22 protein-coding genes and 4 pseudogenes are annotated in these 15,580 nt (G+C 67.2%); 13 read left to right on the top strand and 13 right to left on the bottom strand.

The window, feature by feature from the left end; translation table 11 throughout:
• Nucleotides 1–45: 45 nt before the first annotated feature.
• Nucleotides 46–219, top strand: a pseudogene (locus tag ACQPYK_RS16255) (MerR family DNA-binding transcriptional regulator); the annotation flags it as partial.
• Nucleotides 220–454: 235 nt separating this feature from the next.
• Here ACQPYK_RS16255 and ACQPYK_RS16260 read toward each other — a convergent pair.
• Both ACQPYK_RS16260 and ACQPYK_RS16265 read right to left on the bottom strand, forming a co-directional pair.
• Complete coding sequence (locus ACQPYK_RS16260; protein WP_433256063.1) at nucleotides 455–754, bottom strand: putative quinol monooxygenase; 300 nt, start codon at nucleotides 752–754, stop codon at nucleotides 455–457.
• 21 nt (nucleotides 755–775) lie between these two features.
• On the bottom strand, nucleotides 776–1,084 hold the full coding sequence (locus ACQPYK_RS16265; RefSeq protein ID WP_433256065.1) for a putative quinol monooxygenase: 309 nt from the start codon (nucleotides 1,082–1,084) through the stop codon (nucleotides 776–778).
• Nucleotides 1,085–1,232: 148 nt separating this feature from the next.
• On the opposite strand from ACQPYK_RS16265, the gene ACQPYK_RS16270 reads away from it, so the two are divergent.
• A complete protein-coding gene (locus ACQPYK_RS16270; RefSeq protein WP_433256067.1) occupies nucleotides 1,233–2,189 on the top strand; it encodes a helix-turn-helix transcriptional regulator in 957 nt (318 codons plus the stop codon).
• A gap of 492 nt (nucleotides 2,190–2,681) precedes the next feature.
• The gene (locus ACQPYK_RS16275) at nucleotides 2,682–2,846 is read left to right on the top strand and encodes a hypothetical protein (protein ID WP_433256068.1); all 165 of its coding nucleotides are present in this window, start codon (nucleotides 2,682–2,684) and stop codon (nucleotides 2,844–2,846) included.
• A gap of 680 nt (nucleotides 2,847–3,526) precedes the next feature.
• Here ACQPYK_RS16275 and ACQPYK_RS16280 read toward each other — a convergent pair.
• On the bottom strand, nucleotides 3,527–3,916 hold the full coding sequence (locus ACQPYK_RS16280) for a transposase (RefSeq protein WP_433256070.1): 390 nt from the start codon (nucleotides 3,914–3,916) through the stop codon (nucleotides 3,527–3,529).
• Nucleotides 3,917–4,267: 351 nt separating this feature from the next.
• Between ACQPYK_RS16280 and ACQPYK_RS16285 the strand changes: the two genes are divergently transcribed.
• The 5 genes and pseudogenes from ACQPYK_RS16285 (at nucleotide 4,268) to ACQPYK_RS16305 (ending at nucleotide 6,588) form a co-directional block, all read left to right on the top strand.
• Nucleotides 4,268–5,020, top strand: coding sequence for an SDR family NAD(P)-dependent oxidoreductase (locus tag ACQPYK_RS16285; RefSeq protein WP_433256072.1), 753 nt, complete (start codon nucleotides 4,268–4,270; stop codon nucleotides 5,018–5,020).
• Nucleotides 5,021–5,046: 26 nt separating this feature from the next.
• The gene (locus ACQPYK_RS16290) at nucleotides 5,047–5,418 is read left to right on the top strand and encodes a MerR family transcriptional regulator (RefSeq protein WP_433256073.1); all 372 of its coding nucleotides are present in this window, start codon (nucleotides 5,047–5,049) and stop codon (nucleotides 5,416–5,418) included.
• Between the two features lie 112 nt (nucleotides 5,419–5,530).
• On the top strand, nucleotides 5,531–5,788 hold the full coding sequence (locus tag ACQPYK_RS16295; RefSeq protein WP_433258815.1) for a hypothetical protein: 258 nt from the start codon (nucleotides 5,531–5,533) through the stop codon (nucleotides 5,786–5,788).
• A gap of 8 nt (nucleotides 5,789–5,796) precedes the next feature.
• A pseudogene (locus ACQPYK_RS16300) lies at nucleotides 5,797–5,937 on the top strand (VOC family protein); the annotation flags it as partial.
• Nucleotides 5,938–5,979: 42 nt separating this feature from the next.
• Nucleotides 5,980–6,588 carry a transposase gene (locus ACQPYK_RS16305; RefSeq protein ID WP_433258816.1) on the top strand — a complete coding sequence of 203 codons (609 nt, stop codon included), beginning with the start codon at nucleotides 5,980–5,982 and terminating at the stop codon, nucleotides 6,586–6,588.
• Here the strand turns inward: ACQPYK_RS16305 and ACQPYK_RS16310 are convergent.
• Nucleotides 6,537–6,773, bottom strand: a pseudogene (locus ACQPYK_RS16310) (IS3 family transposase); the annotation flags it as partial. The gene ACQPYK_RS16305 and the pseudogene ACQPYK_RS16310 overlap by 52 nt on opposite strands.
• 10 nt (nucleotides 6,774–6,783) lie before the next feature.
• Nucleotides 6,784–7,452 carry a TetR/AcrR family transcriptional regulator gene (locus ACQPYK_RS16315; RefSeq protein WP_433256074.1) on the bottom strand — a complete coding sequence of 223 codons (669 nt, stop codon included), beginning with the start codon at nucleotides 7,450–7,452 and terminating at the stop codon, nucleotides 6,784–6,786.
• A gap of 67 nt (nucleotides 7,453–7,519) precedes the next feature.
• Here ACQPYK_RS16315 and ACQPYK_RS16320 point away from each other — a divergent pair, with 67 nt between their 5' ends.
• Complete coding sequence (locus ACQPYK_RS16320; RefSeq protein ID WP_433256076.1) at nucleotides 7,520–8,707, top strand: FAD-dependent oxidoreductase; 1,188 nt, start codon at nucleotides 7,520–7,522, stop codon at nucleotides 8,705–8,707.
• A gap of 334 nt (nucleotides 8,708–9,041) precedes the next feature.
• On the opposite strand, the gene ACQPYK_RS16325 is transcribed toward ACQPYK_RS16320, so the two are convergent.
• The 4 genes from ACQPYK_RS16325 to ACQPYK_RS16340 all read right to left on the bottom strand — a co-directional run bounded on the left by ACQPYK_RS16325 (nucleotide 9,042) and on the right by ACQPYK_RS16340 (nucleotide 10,767).
• On the bottom strand, nucleotides 9,042–9,704 hold the full coding sequence (locus tag ACQPYK_RS16325) for a tyrosine-type recombinase/integrase (protein ID WP_433256078.1): 663 nt from the start codon (nucleotides 9,702–9,704) through the stop codon (nucleotides 9,042–9,044).
• 92 nt (nucleotides 9,705–9,796) lie between these two features.
• Entirely contained in the window at nucleotides 9,797–10,312 is a 516-nt protein-coding gene (locus tag ACQPYK_RS16330; RefSeq protein ID WP_433256080.1) for an amidohydrolase family protein, read from the bottom strand.
• 66 nt (nucleotides 10,313–10,378) lie between these two features.
• Nucleotides 10,379–10,555, bottom strand: a complete 177-nt coding sequence (locus ACQPYK_RS16335; protein ID WP_433256081.1) for a hypothetical protein — start codon at nucleotides 10,553–10,555, stop codon at nucleotides 10,379–10,381.
• Nucleotides 10,552–10,767 (bottom strand): hypothetical protein, encoded by a 216-nt coding sequence (locus ACQPYK_RS16340; protein WP_433256083.1) that lies wholly within the window; start codon nucleotides 10,765–10,767, stop codon nucleotides 10,552–10,554. The genes ACQPYK_RS16335 and ACQPYK_RS16340 overlap by 4 nt, the downstream gene beginning before the upstream one ends.
• Before the next feature lie 293 nt (nucleotides 10,768–11,060).
• Here ACQPYK_RS16340 and ACQPYK_RS16345 point away from each other — a divergent pair, with 293 nt between their 5' ends.
• On the top strand, nucleotides 11,061–11,372 hold the full coding sequence (locus ACQPYK_RS16345) for a hypothetical protein (RefSeq protein ID WP_433256085.1): 312 nt from the start codon (nucleotides 11,061–11,063) through the stop codon (nucleotides 11,370–11,372).
• Nucleotides 11,373–11,459: 87 nt separating this feature from the next.
• Here ACQPYK_RS16345 and ACQPYK_RS16350 read toward each other — a convergent pair whose 3' ends face one another.
• On the bottom strand, nucleotides 11,460–12,242 hold the full coding sequence (locus ACQPYK_RS16350) for a neutral zinc metallopeptidase (RefSeq protein ID WP_433256087.1): 783 nt from the start codon (nucleotides 12,240–12,242) through the stop codon (nucleotides 11,460–11,462).
• A gap of 363 nt (nucleotides 12,243–12,605) precedes the next feature.
• On the opposite strand from ACQPYK_RS16350, the gene ACQPYK_RS16355 reads away from it, so the two are divergent.
• Together ACQPYK_RS16355 and ACQPYK_RS16360 are read left to right on the top strand one after the other, a co-directional pair.
• Nucleotides 12,606–13,082: a hypothetical protein gene (locus ACQPYK_RS16355; protein WP_433256089.1), complete on the top strand. Its 477-nt coding sequence runs from the start codon at nucleotides 12,606–12,608 to the stop codon at nucleotides 13,080–13,082.
• Between the two features lie 126 nt (nucleotides 13,083–13,208).
• Nucleotides 13,209–13,709: a hypothetical protein gene (locus ACQPYK_RS16360; RefSeq protein WP_433256090.1), complete on the top strand. Its 501-nt coding sequence runs from the start codon at nucleotides 13,209–13,211 to the stop codon at nucleotides 13,707–13,709.
• Between the two features lie 414 nt (nucleotides 13,710–14,123).
• Here the strand turns inward: ACQPYK_RS16360 and ACQPYK_RS16365 are convergent, their stop codons facing one another.
• Nucleotides 14,124–14,321, bottom strand: a complete 198-nt coding sequence (locus ACQPYK_RS16365) for a winged helix-turn-helix domain-containing protein (RefSeq protein WP_433258818.1) — start codon at nucleotides 14,319–14,321, stop codon at nucleotides 14,124–14,126.
• On the bottom strand, nucleotides 14,318–14,470 hold the full coding sequence (locus tag ACQPYK_RS16370) for a DeoR family transcriptional regulator (RefSeq protein ID WP_433256091.1): 153 nt from the start codon (nucleotides 14,468–14,470) through the stop codon (nucleotides 14,318–14,320). Before ACQPYK_RS16370 ends, ACQPYK_RS16365 begins: the two co-directional genes overlap by 4 nt.
• Nucleotides 14,471–14,587: 117 nt before the next feature.
• On the opposite strand from ACQPYK_RS16370, the pseudogene ACQPYK_RS16375 reads away from it, so the two are divergent.
• Nucleotides 14,588–14,821: pseudogene (locus ACQPYK_RS16375) on the top strand (Rid family hydrolase); the annotation flags it as partial.
• A 28-nt stretch (nucleotides 14,822–14,849) separates the two neighbouring features.
• Here the strand turns inward: ACQPYK_RS16375 and ACQPYK_RS16380 are convergent.
• A complete protein-coding gene (locus ACQPYK_RS16380) occupies nucleotides 14,850–15,578 on the bottom strand; it encodes a LysR family substrate-binding domain-containing protein (RefSeq protein ID WP_433256092.1) in 729 nt (242 codons plus the stop codon).
• Between the last annotated feature and the right edge of the window lie 2 nt (nucleotides 15,579–15,580).

Here is a 15,580-nt window from a genome sequence, read left to right on the forward strand (position 1 = left end):
TCGTAGGCGCCCGTGAAAGTGCCGACCCCGAAGTAGTCGATCTTGGATGGGAGCCATCGCCGCTACTCCCGCTACCAACTGCGCTTGGCCGCGCGTGCCCGGGAACTCGTCGACCAGGGCACACCCGTGGAAGCCGCCTGCCGGATCATCATCTTGGAAGACCAACTCGCCGAAGCGCTGCGCATCAACAACGAACGCGACCGCCCGGCCGGTCACTAACCCCGGCGGTGTGAGAAGACCGGGCAGCGTGCGGCCGGCCGGCCGGGTCTTGGTGCGTAGGTAGGCAACGTGATCGCACCCGTAGTCGCGGGGCTTGGAATGGGGCGCCGTCGGGGCTGCCATCGCAGTGCGCGGCGAACTGGAGGAGATCGTGCCCGGGTGGAGGCCGAGGATGATCGGCTGTCGCGGTTGGTGGTGACGGGGCCCCGGCCCCTTGAAGGGCCGGGGCCCGTTGTCACGCCGGCCGTTCGGTGTCCGTCAGGTACCGGATCTGGAACGGCGCGGCGAGCAGCTCGTCCAGGACGTCGACGACATGCTTGAAGTGAGGCGTCGTGAAGTGGAGGTCAAGTGCGGCCTGGTCGGCCCACTCCTCGACGATCACCATCCGCTCCGGGCGGTTCGGGTCGAGGTACGGCTCGTACACGATGCACCCTGGCTCGGTGACGGACGGTTCGATCATTGCTTCGAGCGCCGTACGCAGGTCGTCCTCACGCCCGAGCTTGGCCTCGAAAGCGGCGATGACGGTAAGGGTCATGTCAGTGTCCTTTCTGGGAGTTCAGGCGGTGGTGATGTCGTCCTCGACGCGAGTGCCCTTGATCAGCCGGGTGGGCCCCTCGGCGAAGTCCTGGATGATCTCGAAGAACCGCGCGAAGTGCGGGCCCTTAGCGTGGACGTCGAAGGCCGCCTCGTCGTCGTAGGCTTCGTTCAGGTAGAACCGGTTCGGATGGTCGGCGTCGGTGATGAGCTCGAAGCGCCGTGTACCCGGCTCATCAGCGGCCGAGTTACGGCCGTCCTCCAGTGCGGCGGCGACGAACTCGGCGCGGCGCTCGGCGGGAACATCGAAGCTGACGGCAATGTGGAACACGGGATCTCCCTTGCAGTGGAGGCCGGCCGGGCGGCCCGCCTTCCTTCTGATAGAGATCCTGCTGGCCCGCCGCGCCCCCACCCAGGGCCAGCCTCACCCCTCCCACTCGTGAACCTGGGTCTGCCAAACCCCCCATAAGGTGGTGACGGTGGACGGCAGATCAGAACTCGGCGCATTCCTCCGCTCGCGGCGCGCCCGCCTCAAGCCCGAGGACAGCGGCCTGGACACCTACGGTGACCGCCGCCGCGTCCCCGGTCTACGCCGCGAGGAACTGGCACGGCTCGCGGGCGTGAGCGTCGACTACTACGTCCGGTTCGAGCAGGGCCGCACCGACACCGTCTCCAACGCCGTCGTCGACGCGGTCGCCACCGCCCTGCGCCTGACCGACGCCGAACGCGCCCACCTCCACAACCTCGCCCGCGCCGTCGGCCGACGCCCCGCGACCCCGCCCGCCCCGGCGAAGCAGACCCCGACGCAGGGCCAGCTCCGCCTGCTCGCAGCCATGCCGGACGTCCCGGCGTACCTCGTCGGCCGCCGCACCGACATCCTGGCCTGGAACCCGCTCTACGCCGAACTGATCGGCCCGCTCGACACGATGGCGCCCGAACACCGCAACACCGCCTGGCTGACCTTCCTCGACGCCGACGTGCGCGCCCGCTACGTCAACTGGGACGTCAAAGCCCGGAACGTCGTCGCCTACCTCCGCCGCGACCTCGGCCGCCACCCGGACGAACCGGCGTTCACCGCTCTCATCGACGAACTCACCACCGCCAGCCCCGAGTTCCGCAAGCTCTGGGCCGAACAACAAGTCGCCGACCGCACCGACGGCGACTACCACATGCACCACCCCACGGCCGGCGAGCTCCACCTCTCCTTCGAAAGCTTCGTCTCCACCGCCGACCCGAACATCAGCCTGATCACCTACACCGCCGAACCGGGCTCCCCCTCTGAAACAATCCTCCGTCGCCTGACTCCGCGTTCGCCAGGTCGGCCGCGGCATGGCCGTCGCCCGCCGCCACCTCAGGCCACGCCTTCGATGACGAGCACGATGCCGAGACCGACCCCGATCATCCGTGAGGAACTCCGTGAGGAACATCGCGCATGACGACCGCGACTGATTCGACCCCTACGGGTGAAGGCGGCTGGGTCTGTGACTTGCATCGCTCTATGGCGTGATTCTGGGATCGCTGTTTGGCGTATTCTTCGATCTTCGGAACGGTCTCAACCAGGCAGAATCCGAGTAATGCCTCGTTCGCAAAACGCCGTATCCTCAGGTCAACGCCCTGTCTTCAGTCCGGTCCCTAATCCGGCCCCATGCCTCGCACCGTCGTCCACAGCCAAAACCCTCACCTGCAGACGACACGAAGCGATGCAGAAAATGCGACATCAAGCGCTGCAAGTCACAGCCAAGCCCTCCCACATCCCGGCCTCAGCCATCACGGTTGACCCCCACGCATGGGCCTAGCGGACGTTTTCGTCCCACCAACCGCTCTACTGAGTCCAGGAGCGCTACCTGGCGGCTGGGGTCATACTCGGGAGGAGGGCGCCTTTATCTTGCGCGGCGTCACCCTGGCTGGCATCGATTCCGTTACGCCCCATGGCACAGCGAATCCATGCCTGGGCACGACTGGCCCGCGATCTCGACCTGGACAAGCTGGAGCGCATGACCTCGGTCATCACCTTGGATGAGGCACTCGACACCGCGGAACGCATACTGGCCGGTCAGATACGAGGCCGCACCGTCGTCGACGTCAACGCGTAGCGCGACCAGATCAGGCCTCCGCCACACTGCCCGACAGATCTCCGTAAGGTTCCCCCGTTGCACGGACACCTGAGCGTGGTCACTCGGTGGTATCTGACGGCTGGTAGAGGCCTTCGAACGTGACGGGGCTGTGCATTCCGATGATGGAATGGCGTTCCTGACCCGGGCGTTGAAAGCATCGACGCCGCGCGAGTCGCCGGCGCGCTTTCGGCGCTGCAGTCAAGGGCGCGTCTTGGCCAGAAGCCATAGTCGGCGAGATTTCCCTCGACAGCCCCCGAGCCCGTCCACCTGATCGGCGTCCTGCGGCCGAACCGGGCACATGCCCCCTCCCCCCACGCGAACCGGCGCAGCCCGTGAGACGGTCGCGGCCAACCCGCCGGACCGGACAAGACGGCGCCATCGCCCTCCCACCCCGGACCGGGAGCGCTGCTTCCCTCCAAGCGGATGAGGTTCGTGCTACGCGGAGGTGTGCACACCCACCCCCGCCCCCGCATGATCGACCCGGTGCCGGGCGCAGCCCTCTACCGTGTCCCCCGGGGAGAGGCGGTCCGAGGCGTATCGCCCTGACGGAAGACGTCCGGTCAGCGCTGCCGGATGGCCCAAAGGCACCCCGATGGACGCGCCTCACCTCCGAAACGATCGGCACCAGCGAGTACGGACCGGTCTGGCAGTGATCCGCTTCATCTTGTGGATCTGCTGGATGGTCTGGCTGGTGATCGATCACGCCACCCGGTAGGGGTGGCCGGGCCTCCTGCCGGCCTTCTGCGGTGCGGGCCAGACGCCGCAGCAGACCGTTGAGCTGGGTGAAGACGCCGTCGTTCTGCCAGTGGGCGAAGGAGTGCGTAGATGCTCTGCCGGGGCGGGTACTCGTGCGGCAGGTAGCGCCGGCCGATGCCGGTGCGGTCGACGTAGACGATGGCGTTCAGGATGGCGCGCAGGTCATGTTCACACGGCCGCCCGATGTCCAGGCCTTTGCCTCGGCGGTCGGCGCGCCAGGCGCTCAGCACCGGCTCGACGAGCGCCCAGCGGGCGTCGGACAGGTCACTGGGGTAGGGGCGCTGCTCGGCCATGCCTCCGGCGTACCGTGCGGCACATCGGCCGCCCAGACCTCGAATGGCATCCCTCACCGGCAGGTAAGGACAGGGCGCCACGTCTTGGGATGAGACAGGATTTTCCTGGATGAGACCGGCACTCGGCAGCCCGTTCACCGAAGGCCGCCGTTTCGGAATCCATCGAAAGCACACAAGCCGGGCGCGCAGGCTACCAAGCGAATCGGACGATTCACTATCTCATGGGATCAAACACCCACCTAGCTAGGGCGTGTTTCAGAAGTTGGGGTAGTGGCTGATGTGTAGTTCGGTCGGGAAAAGTGTTGGTCGTCTTGACCTTGTCATTGGCGTCATGGTCTGAAGATTTCTCGCATGGACAGCTCACTGCAGGACATGGTGGTTATCGTTACCGGAGCCGGCACAGGCATCGGCCGTGCGACGGCGCGGATGTTCGCGGGCAAAGGCGCGCAGGTGGTGGCGGTGGGCCGCAGGGCGGAGCCGCTGGCGGAGGCCGCGACCGGCTATGACAGCATCCATCCGATGATCGCTGACGTCACCGCCGAGGATGCCGCGGAGGAGATCGTGCGCGGCGTCATGGAGTCACACGGTCGGTTGGACGTGCTGGTCAACAACGCGGGGATCGTTCGCAGCGCGGCGCTCGGGATGCTGACCCTAGATTTGATCGAAATGCAGATGACGACGAACCTGGTTGCGCCGATGCTGCTGGCGCAGGCCGCGTTGCCCGCGCTGGAGATTGGTGGCGGAGTGATTGTGAACGTGAGCACGTCGGTCGGGCAGCGTGCTTGGCCGGGCAACTCGGTGTATGCGGCGACGAAGGTCGCCCTGGAACTGCTCACCCGTAGCTGGGCGGTGGAGTTGGCGCCACGCGGGGTCCGGGTGGTCGCGGTGGCACCCGGCGGGATCGATACCCCGATCGGTGAACATCAAGGGCTGTCGCCTGAGCGGATGACCGCGGTCAGGGAGTGGCAGATGGCCCACACGCCGCTGGGACGGATCGGTCGCCCCGAGGAGGTGGCGTGGGCGATCACACAACTCGCCTCGCCGCAGGCCTCATTCGTCACGGGAGTGGTGCTCCCGGTGGACGGTGGGGCGGTGGTCGCGTGATAGGACTGGCGGCGGAGGTGAGGTCGGTGCGTATCGGCGAGTTGGCGCAGGCCACGGGCACGACCGCGCGTGCGCTTCGACACTACGAAAATGAGGGGTTGATCACCTCCAGGCGGGCACCCAACGGCTACCGGATCTACGACGAGGACGTGGTGGTGCGGGTCCGTAACATCCGCCATTTGCTGGCCGCTGGTCTCACCCTGGCAGATGTCCATGCGTTCCTGCCGTGCCTGGATGGTGACGTGGTGGCCGTGCCACCCTCGGACAGAGGCATTCAGATCGCGCTGGATCGCCTTGCCGTCCTTGATGAGCGCATTGCCGTCCAGATCGAGGCACGCGACCGGTTGGCGGCGACGCTGCGTCGGGTGACCGAGGGGAAGATCCGCTCGGTTGCCTGATCTGCGTTCCACGGTCACAACCACTCGTTGATGGTGGCGATGATGACGGTGGCCTCGTAGCGGACGGCGAGTTTGTCATATCGGGTGGCCACGGCTCGGTGGCGCTCAGGGCCTGGACGGGCTCGGTGACCGGCCCGGGCCCGGCCGCAAGCCCCGGATCACCCAGGAGCAGCGATCGCAGATCATCGCGCTGGTCAAGACGACGCCGCCGGGACGGCTGCGCTGGGAGCCCTGGGGCGAGGTTGCGGCAAGCGGCGTGAGGAAGCTCGTTGACTCTGGCGTCTGGGTGGCCATCGCTACACGACGGGTCAGTGAAGGTCGTCGTCATGCGCCCAGCTGTTCGACCGCACCAGCCGCCGCGTCCGGCTGACCCCCGCCGGCGAGGCGATGGACTGGACCCTGCACGAGGTGACCGACGACCACGCGGTGCCGCGCTCGGCCAAGGGCGTCGGGCCGTATCTGGAGTTCCTCTGCACGCCCGACGTGAAGACCGTGAAGAACCGCGTCCATCTCGACCTGTGACCGTACGCCGGTGACGACCAAGCAGCGGAGGCTGCCCGGCTGCGGGCTCTCGGCCGGGAGAAGTTCTCCACCATCAGTCTGGTCTGGGCCGATGGTGGTTACGGCGGGCGGTTGGTGACCTGGGCCAAGCGGGTTCTTGGCCTGGTCGTCACGGTCGTCAAGCGCAACGACGACCTCGGCGGCTTCGTCGTGCCGCCCCGCAGGTGGGTGGTAGAACGAACATTCGCCTGGCTGTCTCGCTACCGCCGCCTGGTGCGGATCTATGAACGTAAGTCCGGACAGCATAAGGCCATGATCTGGTGGGCCACCGTGCATCAGATGACCCGTCGCCTGACGCGCGAACTGGCAGGGCGGCCACTCTCGAGTCGCTGGAGCAACCCGCCGCCGCTTCCGGATCTTGTCCAGTCCCGACCGGTGCGGCAAGGTCCTGGAACTCCTGGCCGCTCAGCCCTGGCGGGTCTGGAGAGGGAGCGAGCTGGCCGCCATCCTCGGGATCGAGAACGTCAACAGCTTCCGCGTTCAACTGTCCCAATGGTCCCACCAGGGTTACATCAACGAGATCGGGCCACCCCGAGGTCTTCCGGACGAGCAGAGTACCGGAGGGCGGTGAAGTCGCGTTTGACCAGATCAGCGGGGCGGCGTGCCTGATCATCGGAAATCGTGGTGCGCCGCTTGCGACCCCGGATGACCCCGCGCAGGTGTGCGCGCATGAGAGGCTCGACAGTGCATCGGGCCACCACGGTGCCCTCGCGTTTGAGCTGCAGGTGGACGCGGTGCGCCCCATAGACCCGGACGTACTCGCGGGCGTGCACGTCCTCGATCAGGCCGAGGATGGCTCCTCCCTTATCGGCTTCCCTCCGGCCGGATCATGGCCTCCAGCAGCGAGCGTATGCTCTGCTGGAGGCCGTCTCTGCTCTCCTGAGTGCCGGGCAGTGGCGCGATGGACGCTCCCACGCCGACGAGGCGGTCGAGGATCAGTCCGTCGACGCATGCGATGTAGTCGCGACTGCGGCGGTCGGTGTCCCGAACTCCGGCACGAGCCAGGAACGCGCTCGCCGATGCTCGCGCAGCGTCGTTGTGCGGGGTCAGCAGTTCACGCAACTCGGGGTCATGGACGGCCTCAAGGATGCAGACGTGGCGAGCGAGTGTACGGGTGCGGCCCGCGCTGAGCCAGTGGTCGATGACCGCGGCCGTGGCCTCGGCCAGACGGTTCACCTCGGCGGCGGTCACGGGAATGTCCTCGATCGCGGGAATGTCCTGTGGTCCCCCCAGGAGTGGTCCTTCCGCTGCCAGGGCACGGCGTTCCAGGTCGATCCTGTCCAGGTCGGCGAGTCGCCGTACCAGCCCGGTGAGCAGGGCTTTCCACGTCCGGTAGTAGGCCGAGGTGGTGCCGGGGGGCATCTCTGCCTGGGCGTCGACCGCGCGATGGGTGAGCCCGCGTATCCCGCGCGCGGCCACCAGCTCGATGGCCGCGTCGGCCAGTACGGCGCGGCGATCCCGGCGCTCCATCATCTCTTGCCTTCCCTTCGCCTTCTACATGCGTAGTAGTATGCTCTTCTACAAATGTAGAAGGAGTGCCATGGGCGAGAGATCAGCGGTTGTCATCGGTGGCGGTATCGCGGGGCTGGCCGCCGCCGTCGGGCTGCGGCGCATCGGATGGCGGGTCACAGTGCTGGAGAGGGCTCCCGCGTTCGGGGCGATCGGGGCGGGCATCTCGCTGCTGGCCAACGGATTGCGCGCGCTCGACACGCTGGGAGTGGGCGCTGCCGTACGCGACGTCGGGTGCCGCCAGCCCGGGGGCAGGATCGTCGCCCCATCGGGCCGGCTGCTGACACCCATGGATGGCGCCGCCATCGAGGACCGGCTGGGGACGGCGGTCTACTCGTTTCTCCGTCCCGAGCTGCACAATGTGCTGCGCCAGGCCCTGCCGTCCGACGCCCTGGTGTCGGGCGCGCTGATCAGGGCGCTGGAGCAGGACGGCACGGGAGCCCGCGTCCGCTTCACCACCTCGGACGGCGACGCCGTACTCGACGCGGATATCGTCATCGGCGCCGACGGGCTGAACAGCTGGGTGCGGTCACAGATGTGGCCAGAGCATTCTGGCACGGTCTACAGCGGCGCGACCGTCTGGCGGGGCGTGACGAGCGAACCTGTCGAATCCCCGCAGGGCATCGATCAGACCTGGGGCCGTGGCATGGAGTTCGGCTTCTCATCGCTGACCGGCGGGCGAATAGAGTGGCACGCCCTGGTCAATGCTTCACGTGGCACGCGGTACGCCGATGAATTCGGAGAAGTACGGGTGCGATTCGGCTCCTGGCATGATCCGATCCCAGCCGTGCTCGCGGCCACGCCTCCCGAGGCCGTGCTCCGCCACGACATCTTCCACCTGGCCGATCCTCTGCCGAGCTATGTCCGCGGCAGGGCGGTCCTGATCGGAGACGCGGCCCACGCGATGCAGCCACACCTCGGGCAGGGGGCTGGCATGGCGCTTGAGGACGCCGTCGTCCTTGCCGCCGAGCTGCGAGCCGGAGCCGATCCGGCCTCCGCGCTCGCCCGCTACGATCACGCGCGGCGACCGCGAACCCAGGCCGTCGCGCGCAACGCCCACCGGGTGGGGCGGATGGGAGCACAGCTGGAGAACAGGCTGGTCATCCTGGTGCGCAACACCGCGATGCGGCTCCTACCGGCAAGCGTCGGGCTGAGGGAACTGGTCCGAACCGCTGATTGGACACCGGTATCGCTCGAAGGCCCAACGCTCAAGGGGTGACCCGCTTCCCGCCCGTCCATGGATCGCCCTGGGCTGGGAAGACCGGACGTACGACAGAGGTCCTCGCGCATTCCGAGTAACTCGGATGTGTCAGCCCGGCCTTCAACGTTCCAGCGGTGTGCGCCGGGCGCTCGGCGGCCTCCTCGGCCGTGTCCCAGGCACTGCCCAGGCCGACCTCGGATGTGCCTCATCTCCCACCGGTACGGCGGCATCCGCCCGACCAAAAAGACCTGACCAAAAAACGACATTTACCCAAAAGGTGCAATTCGCGGTCATCGGTCGATCCGAATAGGCCCAGAACTCCTATAGCTCCGGCGAGCCGCCACTCAGTTGGTCAGTGGGTACGGCGGCGGGGTGCCAGGACCTCGGTGATCTTGGCGATGGCTTCGGCGCCGGGTTTGACGTAGCGCATGGCGGTGCGGGGGTTCTTGTGGCGGGTCTTGCCCATGATGAGCTGCAGCGGCACTTCGGCCTCGCCGAGGTGGGTGGCGGCGCTGTGGCGCAGCTGGTGCAGGTCGAGCCCGGCGTAGGTGTCCAGCAGGACGCGGGCGCGGTCGTAGCCGAGGCGGGCGCGGCCGGTGTGCGGGCAGATGTCGGTGGCCGCCGGGCGGCGGGCGGGGACCGGGCGGCGTTCGGACAGGAACAGCGGCCCGTGGGTGCGCGTGCTGCCGTCGGGGAGGCGGATCAGGCGGGGCAGCAGGTGGGCGGTGCCGCTGTCCCAGTACACCCACTCGGTGGCGCCACCCTTGGAGCGGACGGGGGCGCGGCGGTGCTCCAGGTCGAGGTCGTCGACGTTCAGCGCGAGGATCTCGGCGGCCCGGGTCGCGGTCTCGTACAGCATCCGCCACAGCGTTTTCTCCCGCAGCGGGATGTCGCGGCGCGACGGCCTCCACCGCGAAGGGCGGTGACCTTCGGCGCGGCGCTCATGCCGAAGGCCGGGCGATGCTCGTTGCGCCGACCCAGATGATGTACCGGATAACGTGCCGGAGTCGCGCACCGCCCCGGCGAGGGATTCTCCTGGTCGCCGCGCCGCCGTGATCGCTCACGTACGTGATAATAGTCCGTTATCACGTACATCAAAGAAGGATTCTACGGGCGGGCCGCCGGGCGTTGGGTCGTGCGGGCGGTGAGGCGTTCCCAGTTGCGGTGGGCGATGTCGGCCTTCTGCCCGTCGGTGAAAGGCGCGTCCTCCAGGAAGGAGCGGGCGGCGCCGTTGCTGGTGTCGACATAGGGGAAGCCGCCGGGGCGGAAGCCGTAGGTGAAGGGGTAGTCGGTGGAATACAACATCCGGTCGGTGCCCATGACCTCGGCGGTCCAGCGCAGGTAGCGTGGGCTGTTGGTGCCGCTGCCGGCGACCCAGAAGTTCTGCTTGAAGTAGTCGGCGAGCGGCCGCTGAAGGCCGCCGACTTGGGCGAAGAATCCGGTGTGGTCGAGGTAGAACATGACGACCTCGCCCCAGTGTCCGGCGATCACCTGCAGGTCGGGGAACCGGTCGAAGACGCCTGAGAAGATCATCCGCAGGTACTGGATGCCCAGGTCGTAGTACCAGCCGATCGCCGCCCCGGCCTCGCCGGCCTCCGACGAGCTCACCGAGATCCGTGCCACGCTGCGAGACCTCTCGCAGCGGCTGGAACGCGTGGAATCCCAGCCCGCCGAGCGCGAGTAGCGCGTTCACCCCCGCACATGGCAGCCGGTGACCCGCCGGGCCAGCCCCGCCGCCCTGCTCGGCGGGATGTCGCCTAGGCGCATCCGCCGATCCTCCTGGCGCATCCCGACCAGGACGAGCATGTAGCCGGCGGCTACGGCGATGCCGAGCACCAGGCCGATGATCAATGGGATCGCGGTCACGTCCAGATCACCTCCGCCTCGACGACGCCGCGCGGGCGGCTGGCCGGGCGCCGGGTCTGCCCGCTCCTCGTGGTCGTCCCGCGCTGGGCCGTCTGACGGTGCACCCAGCGGTCCCGCGCCCGGCACTCGCGGTAGAGGAACCGCCCCTGTTCCGCGACCGCACCGCACTCGCAGACGGGCATCTCGTCGATCGACCCGATGTATTTGATCACTGTCGTCTCTCCTCTCGTCGCGGTCGGCACTGCCTTGCGGTACCGAGAATGCGTTGGAGAGGCGGGACGAGATCACTACAGGACGGGACATGTCCAGGACGTCCGGTCTACGATTGCCACGTCCCTGGACGTCCCCCTCTACGGACAGGTGAGATGGCGAACGAGCGGTTGCGGGTGGCCCTTCTCGAACATGGCACCACCGTCGATGCGCTGGCCGAGCCGTCCGGGTCGACGCCAAGACCGTGGAGCGGTAGATCACCCAGGGCCGCATACCGTACCGAAAGCATCGATTCGTGGTCGCCAAACTCCTCGGCGTGGAGGAGGCCTACCTGTGGCCGAACGCGCTGACCCCCACTCAGACAGTTGCTATCTCCGAGACTGAGATGGTCACCGTCTACCCCCACCGCTGGGTCGTCCCCAAGGACGCCTGGGGACGACTGTTCTCGGCCGCCCAAGAAAAGATCGACATCCTGGTCTACAGCGGCATCTTCATCGCCCAGGACGTCGGCATCGTGCGCATCTTCACCGACAGGGCCGACGCCGGAGTGAAGGTGCGCATCCGGCACTACCTGGCCGGTACGGCCGACGGTCCGTACATCGGATAACCCATCCACGTCCGGCACGGCGCCCGCGAAGCGAGAGCCGTGCCGTCGAACGGGAAAATGGCGGCGACAGGATTCCGTCGCGAAGGGCTACGCGACCTTGCCAGACGGGGCGGTCCAGGTGTTGCACGACTTGGGGTCGCCGGTGGAGTAGCCCCGGTTGAACCAGTAGGCCAGGTTGACGCCCTTACCGAATATGTCGATCTTGCTCTTGTCCGCCCCGGCCTTCGCCAGCTCCGCCAGGCGTTCGGCGTCCTTGGCGGGGTAGCCGAGAGCGGACCACAGGCTCTTGGCGGTCACTCCGCTGATGCACTGCGCCTGCAGGTTGTAGCGGCGAAGCTGTTCGGACATCTCAGTGCCGTCGTCGGCGTGCAGGGCGTTGTAGGCCTCGGCGATGTCGACCATGTTCAGCACGTGCTCGCCGTACGCCGAGCTCAGCTGCGCGAAAATCTGAACGTCGTCGGACGTCTTGAGCCAGTCAGAACGAATCTGCACGATGAAGTTGGCGTGTCCCCCGCAGTAGAAGACCGCTGATTTCTTCGGGCTCAGCGTCCGCCCACGGCAGTCCGTCTTGTACGTGCCCTTCATCTCCACCAGGGTCGGGACGAACGGCAGGTTGGCTTCCTTGAGATAGGAACCCCAGGTGTCGTTCAGGCAGGAGATGACCGCGTTGACGTGCTTCGTGACCGAGGCCAGGGTCTTCCCCTTGGCGGGTTTCTCCGCGCATGCCGCCTCGGGGAGCTTACCGACGGCATAAAGAGAGTTGTTGGTCAAGTCCCGGGCATCGTTGACCGGATATGCGTAGGCACTGGTCGTACCGGAGAAGAGCAGGACGGATGCCCCGGCAGCCACCATGATCGCACGAATCTTCATGGCGATGAACATTAGGCCATATGTCTAGGAATGGTAGGTGTTTCACATACGTCCACCCCTTCCCTTATCGCGGAAATGGGTAACTTGGGCTGCATCATCCCCGGGTCGCTCACTGATTCCACGGCAGGACGTTGTGGCCTATGCGCGTCATACGTATCTCTTGAGCAGCACAGCCTCATGAAGATGGGCGGGGAAGCGATTCCTGGCGCTGCTTTAACGCGGCCTGCACGGCGTGCACGGCCGCGGTGACGTATGGGGTCGCGTTGCTGGTCGAGCGGCCGACCAGATGCTCGGGGCCGTGTTGGGAGCAGGTCTCCGTCAGGCGTATCTCGGCCTCGACCGGCACGGCTACCATTCATGATCATGTCGATGTGGTTGAACCTCGCGAAGATCGATGTCGAGCTGCTGGAGTCCGTACGGGCGGACCCTGATCTGATCGGAGAGATCTTCTTCGATAACGGGCAGGCGCCCGCCGGCTTCCGGCCGGAAACCGACATGTTCGGATGTGACTACCGGACTCTCAACGCTGTCGCGGAGGGCAGAGCCGAGGCCGAGCGTGAGAGCGCGCAGTGGCGGGAGTGTTATCCCTGGCTCATGGCGGCGACCGGCGAGAACGGTGAGAACGACGTGGAGGGGTACGAGTTCGACTACGGCCCGGCGTTCGTCCTCGATCCCGGCCAGGTGACGATGGTCGCGCAAGGCCTGATGGGCGAGGGATGGGGGTTCGGCGCCGCTCGGCGGGACGCGGCGGACGGCGCCGATGAGGGGTTTGAGGACCTCGGGCCGTTCTACGCGGCGGCGGCGCGAGAGGGCAAGGCCATCGTGGGCGGGGTGAGCTGACCCGCTGCCGTGCTCACCGCACCGCTTCCGACGGGCTGTGCACCAGAGCCGAAACCTGTGGCCGTGCCTTGCCGGCGCCCGTAAGGTGCCGGTCATGATGGAGACGACATCCGGAGGGCGCGCCCGATGACGTTGTTCACGCACCTCACCTCGGCCGATGATGTCCGCTCGATCCGGCGGGCCGGCGTGCGCGCCCGCAGCCGCGACCACGAGGGCACGGCCGGGCTGTTCTGCCTGCCGGTCCTGCCCTCCTACCAGCTCACCCATCAGTGGGGCCGGGAGCTGCGACGCGGCGGGCGGCGCACGATGGTCGCCGTGGACTTCCGGCTGCCCGACGATGAGCCCGTGTTCGTGGGCCACTATGGACGGGCCCATCAGGAGCTTCCCAGCGCCGAAGCCGCGGCCCTGATCGCCGGATGCGAGGACGCCCGGGGATATGAGGTGTTCGTCCCCCGGGCGATCGGTGCCAAGGAGATCCATCGGGTGCGCGGCGTCAACCGGGTCACCGGCTGGCGGTACATGCCCAACGCCCACGGCAGGGTCCCCTGCCCGTGTCCGGGGTGCCTGCGGCGTGGCGAGTACGGCAGCGCGAAGATCCGCCGGAACGCCGAAAGCCGCGGCTACTGACCGCCAGAGGTGATCTGGATTGCTCCGCCGTCGAGGTCGGTTTCGCTTCAACGCGGCCTGTACGGCGTGCACGGCCGCCGTGATGCACGGAGTCGCGTTGCTGATCGAGCGGCTCACCAGGTGCTCAGGACCGTAGCGGGAGTGGATCTCCGCGAGCCGGTCGAGAACCTCCAGAGGGAGGCAGTCCGGGCTGGTGGTCATGTCGGCATAGGTCAGCGCCGCCACCAACTCCGGACGCTCCTGGTCGAACTCGGCGTTCAGCGCCCCCAGCAGGCCACGCTCGGTCGCCTCACCGCACACGAATGATGCGCGATCAATCGGACGAGCGTGCCGTCGGCCTGCTGGACGTCGCGCAGGTGGCGGGCCCGTCGAGTAGTGCAGTCCGGTGTCGACCAGCAGACGTCCCAGGACATCTCACTTCGGTGCGAATCGAATGAATCGGCCCTTGCCGTGCGCTGCCACGATCAGCCCTTCATTTCTGAGCTCGTCGAACGCCTGGCGGACCGTGTTGCGCGAGGCGCCGTAATGCCTGCGCATAGCCATTTCACTCGGCAATCGGGCACCGGCTACGCACGTTCCCGAGTGGATCTGCTCACGCAGGTCGTTCGCTATCGCCTGATACCGGTAGCCGGACTCGTCTCTTGGCCGGGATAGTTGACCACACGCCCCTTGCCGGGCAACGTGGTGATCAGTCCTTCGTTCTCCAGTACGGCCAGGCCGCGCCGGACGGTGCTACGGGCTATCCGGAAGTGTTCGGCCAAGGTCGGTTCCGAGGGCAGAACACTCAGTGGTGGTGCGGCTACCCCGTATCTGAACGGCTGCCCGTGCCTGTCCGGTCATGGCGGCCCTCCCCATCTCACGAATGCGTGAGGGCCGCCGTGACCGGCGTTCACCTACCGGGCTTAACGCCTCGGCCGGTCTGTACAAGGAGAACGGCCGCCTTGCCGACCTCAGCCGGTTCCCTGAGTGGCCACCCGCTGCGATGGCCACACGATCCCGCCACCGGCGAGGTCGTCGGCGACACCATCACCGAGCAGACACAACAGGTGCTGCGCAACCTCAGCGCCTTGCTCGCCGCCCGCGGCCTCGACTTCTCCGACGTCGTCAAGGTGACGGCGCATCTTCACATCTGTCTGCAGGTCACCGAGGCCGGTGGCCCTTCCTTTTACGGCTGGCCGGCACGGCCCGGCGACCGGAGCCATTCTGTGCGGGTTTTTGTGCCTGCCGCTGTGCCGGTTTCTCCGCAGGGGAGGCGGGGGTACGGCCCCGCGAGCTGTTCGCCGTCCGGCCGCGGACGATGCCGATGAAATCTTCCACCAGGTCAGTGGTCGCGTCCGTGGGCCAGGTCAGCGCAACCTGAGACTGCGGCGCGTCCGGCACCGGCCGGTAAGTGAGATCCCTGCGGTGGTGGAGGCGTGCCAGCGACAGCGGAACCAGGAGAATCCCAGTACCGGCCGCTACCAGCTCGACCGCGTCCGCCGTCGTGGCCGGGCGGGTGAACGCGGGCAGCCCAGGCCGGACCGTCCACTCGATGGTGTCGTCCAGAGGATGGAACACCTCGTCGTCGGTAAGGTCGGCGATGGCCACCTCGTCGACAGCGGCCACCGCGTGGTCCTTGGGCACCATGACCACCGTGGTCTCCACGTAGAGAGGAATCACGCTGAGCCCGTCCCGGTCGACCGGCAGCCTGACGAATCCGGCGTCGGCGCCGCCGCTTCGCAGGAGTCCCACCACCTCGTCGGCGGGAACCGCGACCAGGGTAACCGGCACGCCGGGCATTCTCTCGGTCCAGACGTTGACCCATTTCGCGGGTGTCACCCCGGGCACGTACGCCAGTCGAAACATCCTGCCGGTCTCTCCATCAGTCACTT

It is taken from the genome of Streptosporangium sp. CA-135522 (genome assembly GCF_050949235.1).
In the GTDB taxonomy this organism is placed as follows: domain Bacteria; phylum Actinomycetota; class Actinomycetes; order Streptosporangiales; family Streptosporangiaceae; genus Streptosporangium.

What these genes read in the sequence shown, in the direction of transcription:
- ACQPYK_RS16280 (WP_433256070.1), bottom strand. Translation starts at nt 3,916, where the DNA reads ATGGCCGAGCAGCGCCCCTACCCCAGTGACCTGTCCGACGCCCGCTGG.
- ACQPYK_RS16285 (WP_433256072.1), top strand. Translation starts at nt 4,268, where the DNA reads ATGGACAGCTCACTGCAGGACATGGTGGTTATCGTTACCGGAGCCGGC.
- ACQPYK_RS16315 (WP_433256074.1), bottom strand. Translation starts at nt 7,452, where the DNA reads ATGATGGAGCGCCGGGATCGCCGCGCCGTACTGGCCGACGCGGCCATC.
- ACQPYK_RS16360 (WP_433256090.1), top strand. Translation starts at nt 13,209, where the DNA reads ATGACGTTGTTCACGCACCTCACCTCGGCCGATGATGTCCGCTCGATC.
- ACQPYK_RS16320 (WP_433256076.1), top strand. Translation starts at nt 7,520, where the DNA reads ATGGGCGAGAGATCAGCGGTTGTCATCGGTGGCGGTATCGCGGGGCTG.
- ACQPYK_RS16275 (WP_433256068.1), top strand. Translation starts at nt 2,682, where the DNA reads ATGGCACAGCGAATCCATGCCTGGGCACGACTGGCCCGCGATCTCGAC.
- ACQPYK_RS16355 (WP_433256089.1), top strand. Translation starts at nt 12,606, where the DNA reads ATGTCGATGTGGTTGAACCTCGCGAAGATCGATGTCGAGCTGCTGGAG.
- ACQPYK_RS16350 (WP_433256087.1), bottom strand. Translation starts at nt 12,242, where the DNA reads ATGAAGATTCGTGCGATCATGGTGGCTGCCGGGGCATCCGTCCTGCTC.
- ACQPYK_RS16260 (WP_433256063.1), bottom strand. Translation starts at nt 754, where the DNA reads ATGACCCTTACCGTCATCGCCGCTTTCGAGGCCAAGCTCGGGCGTGAG.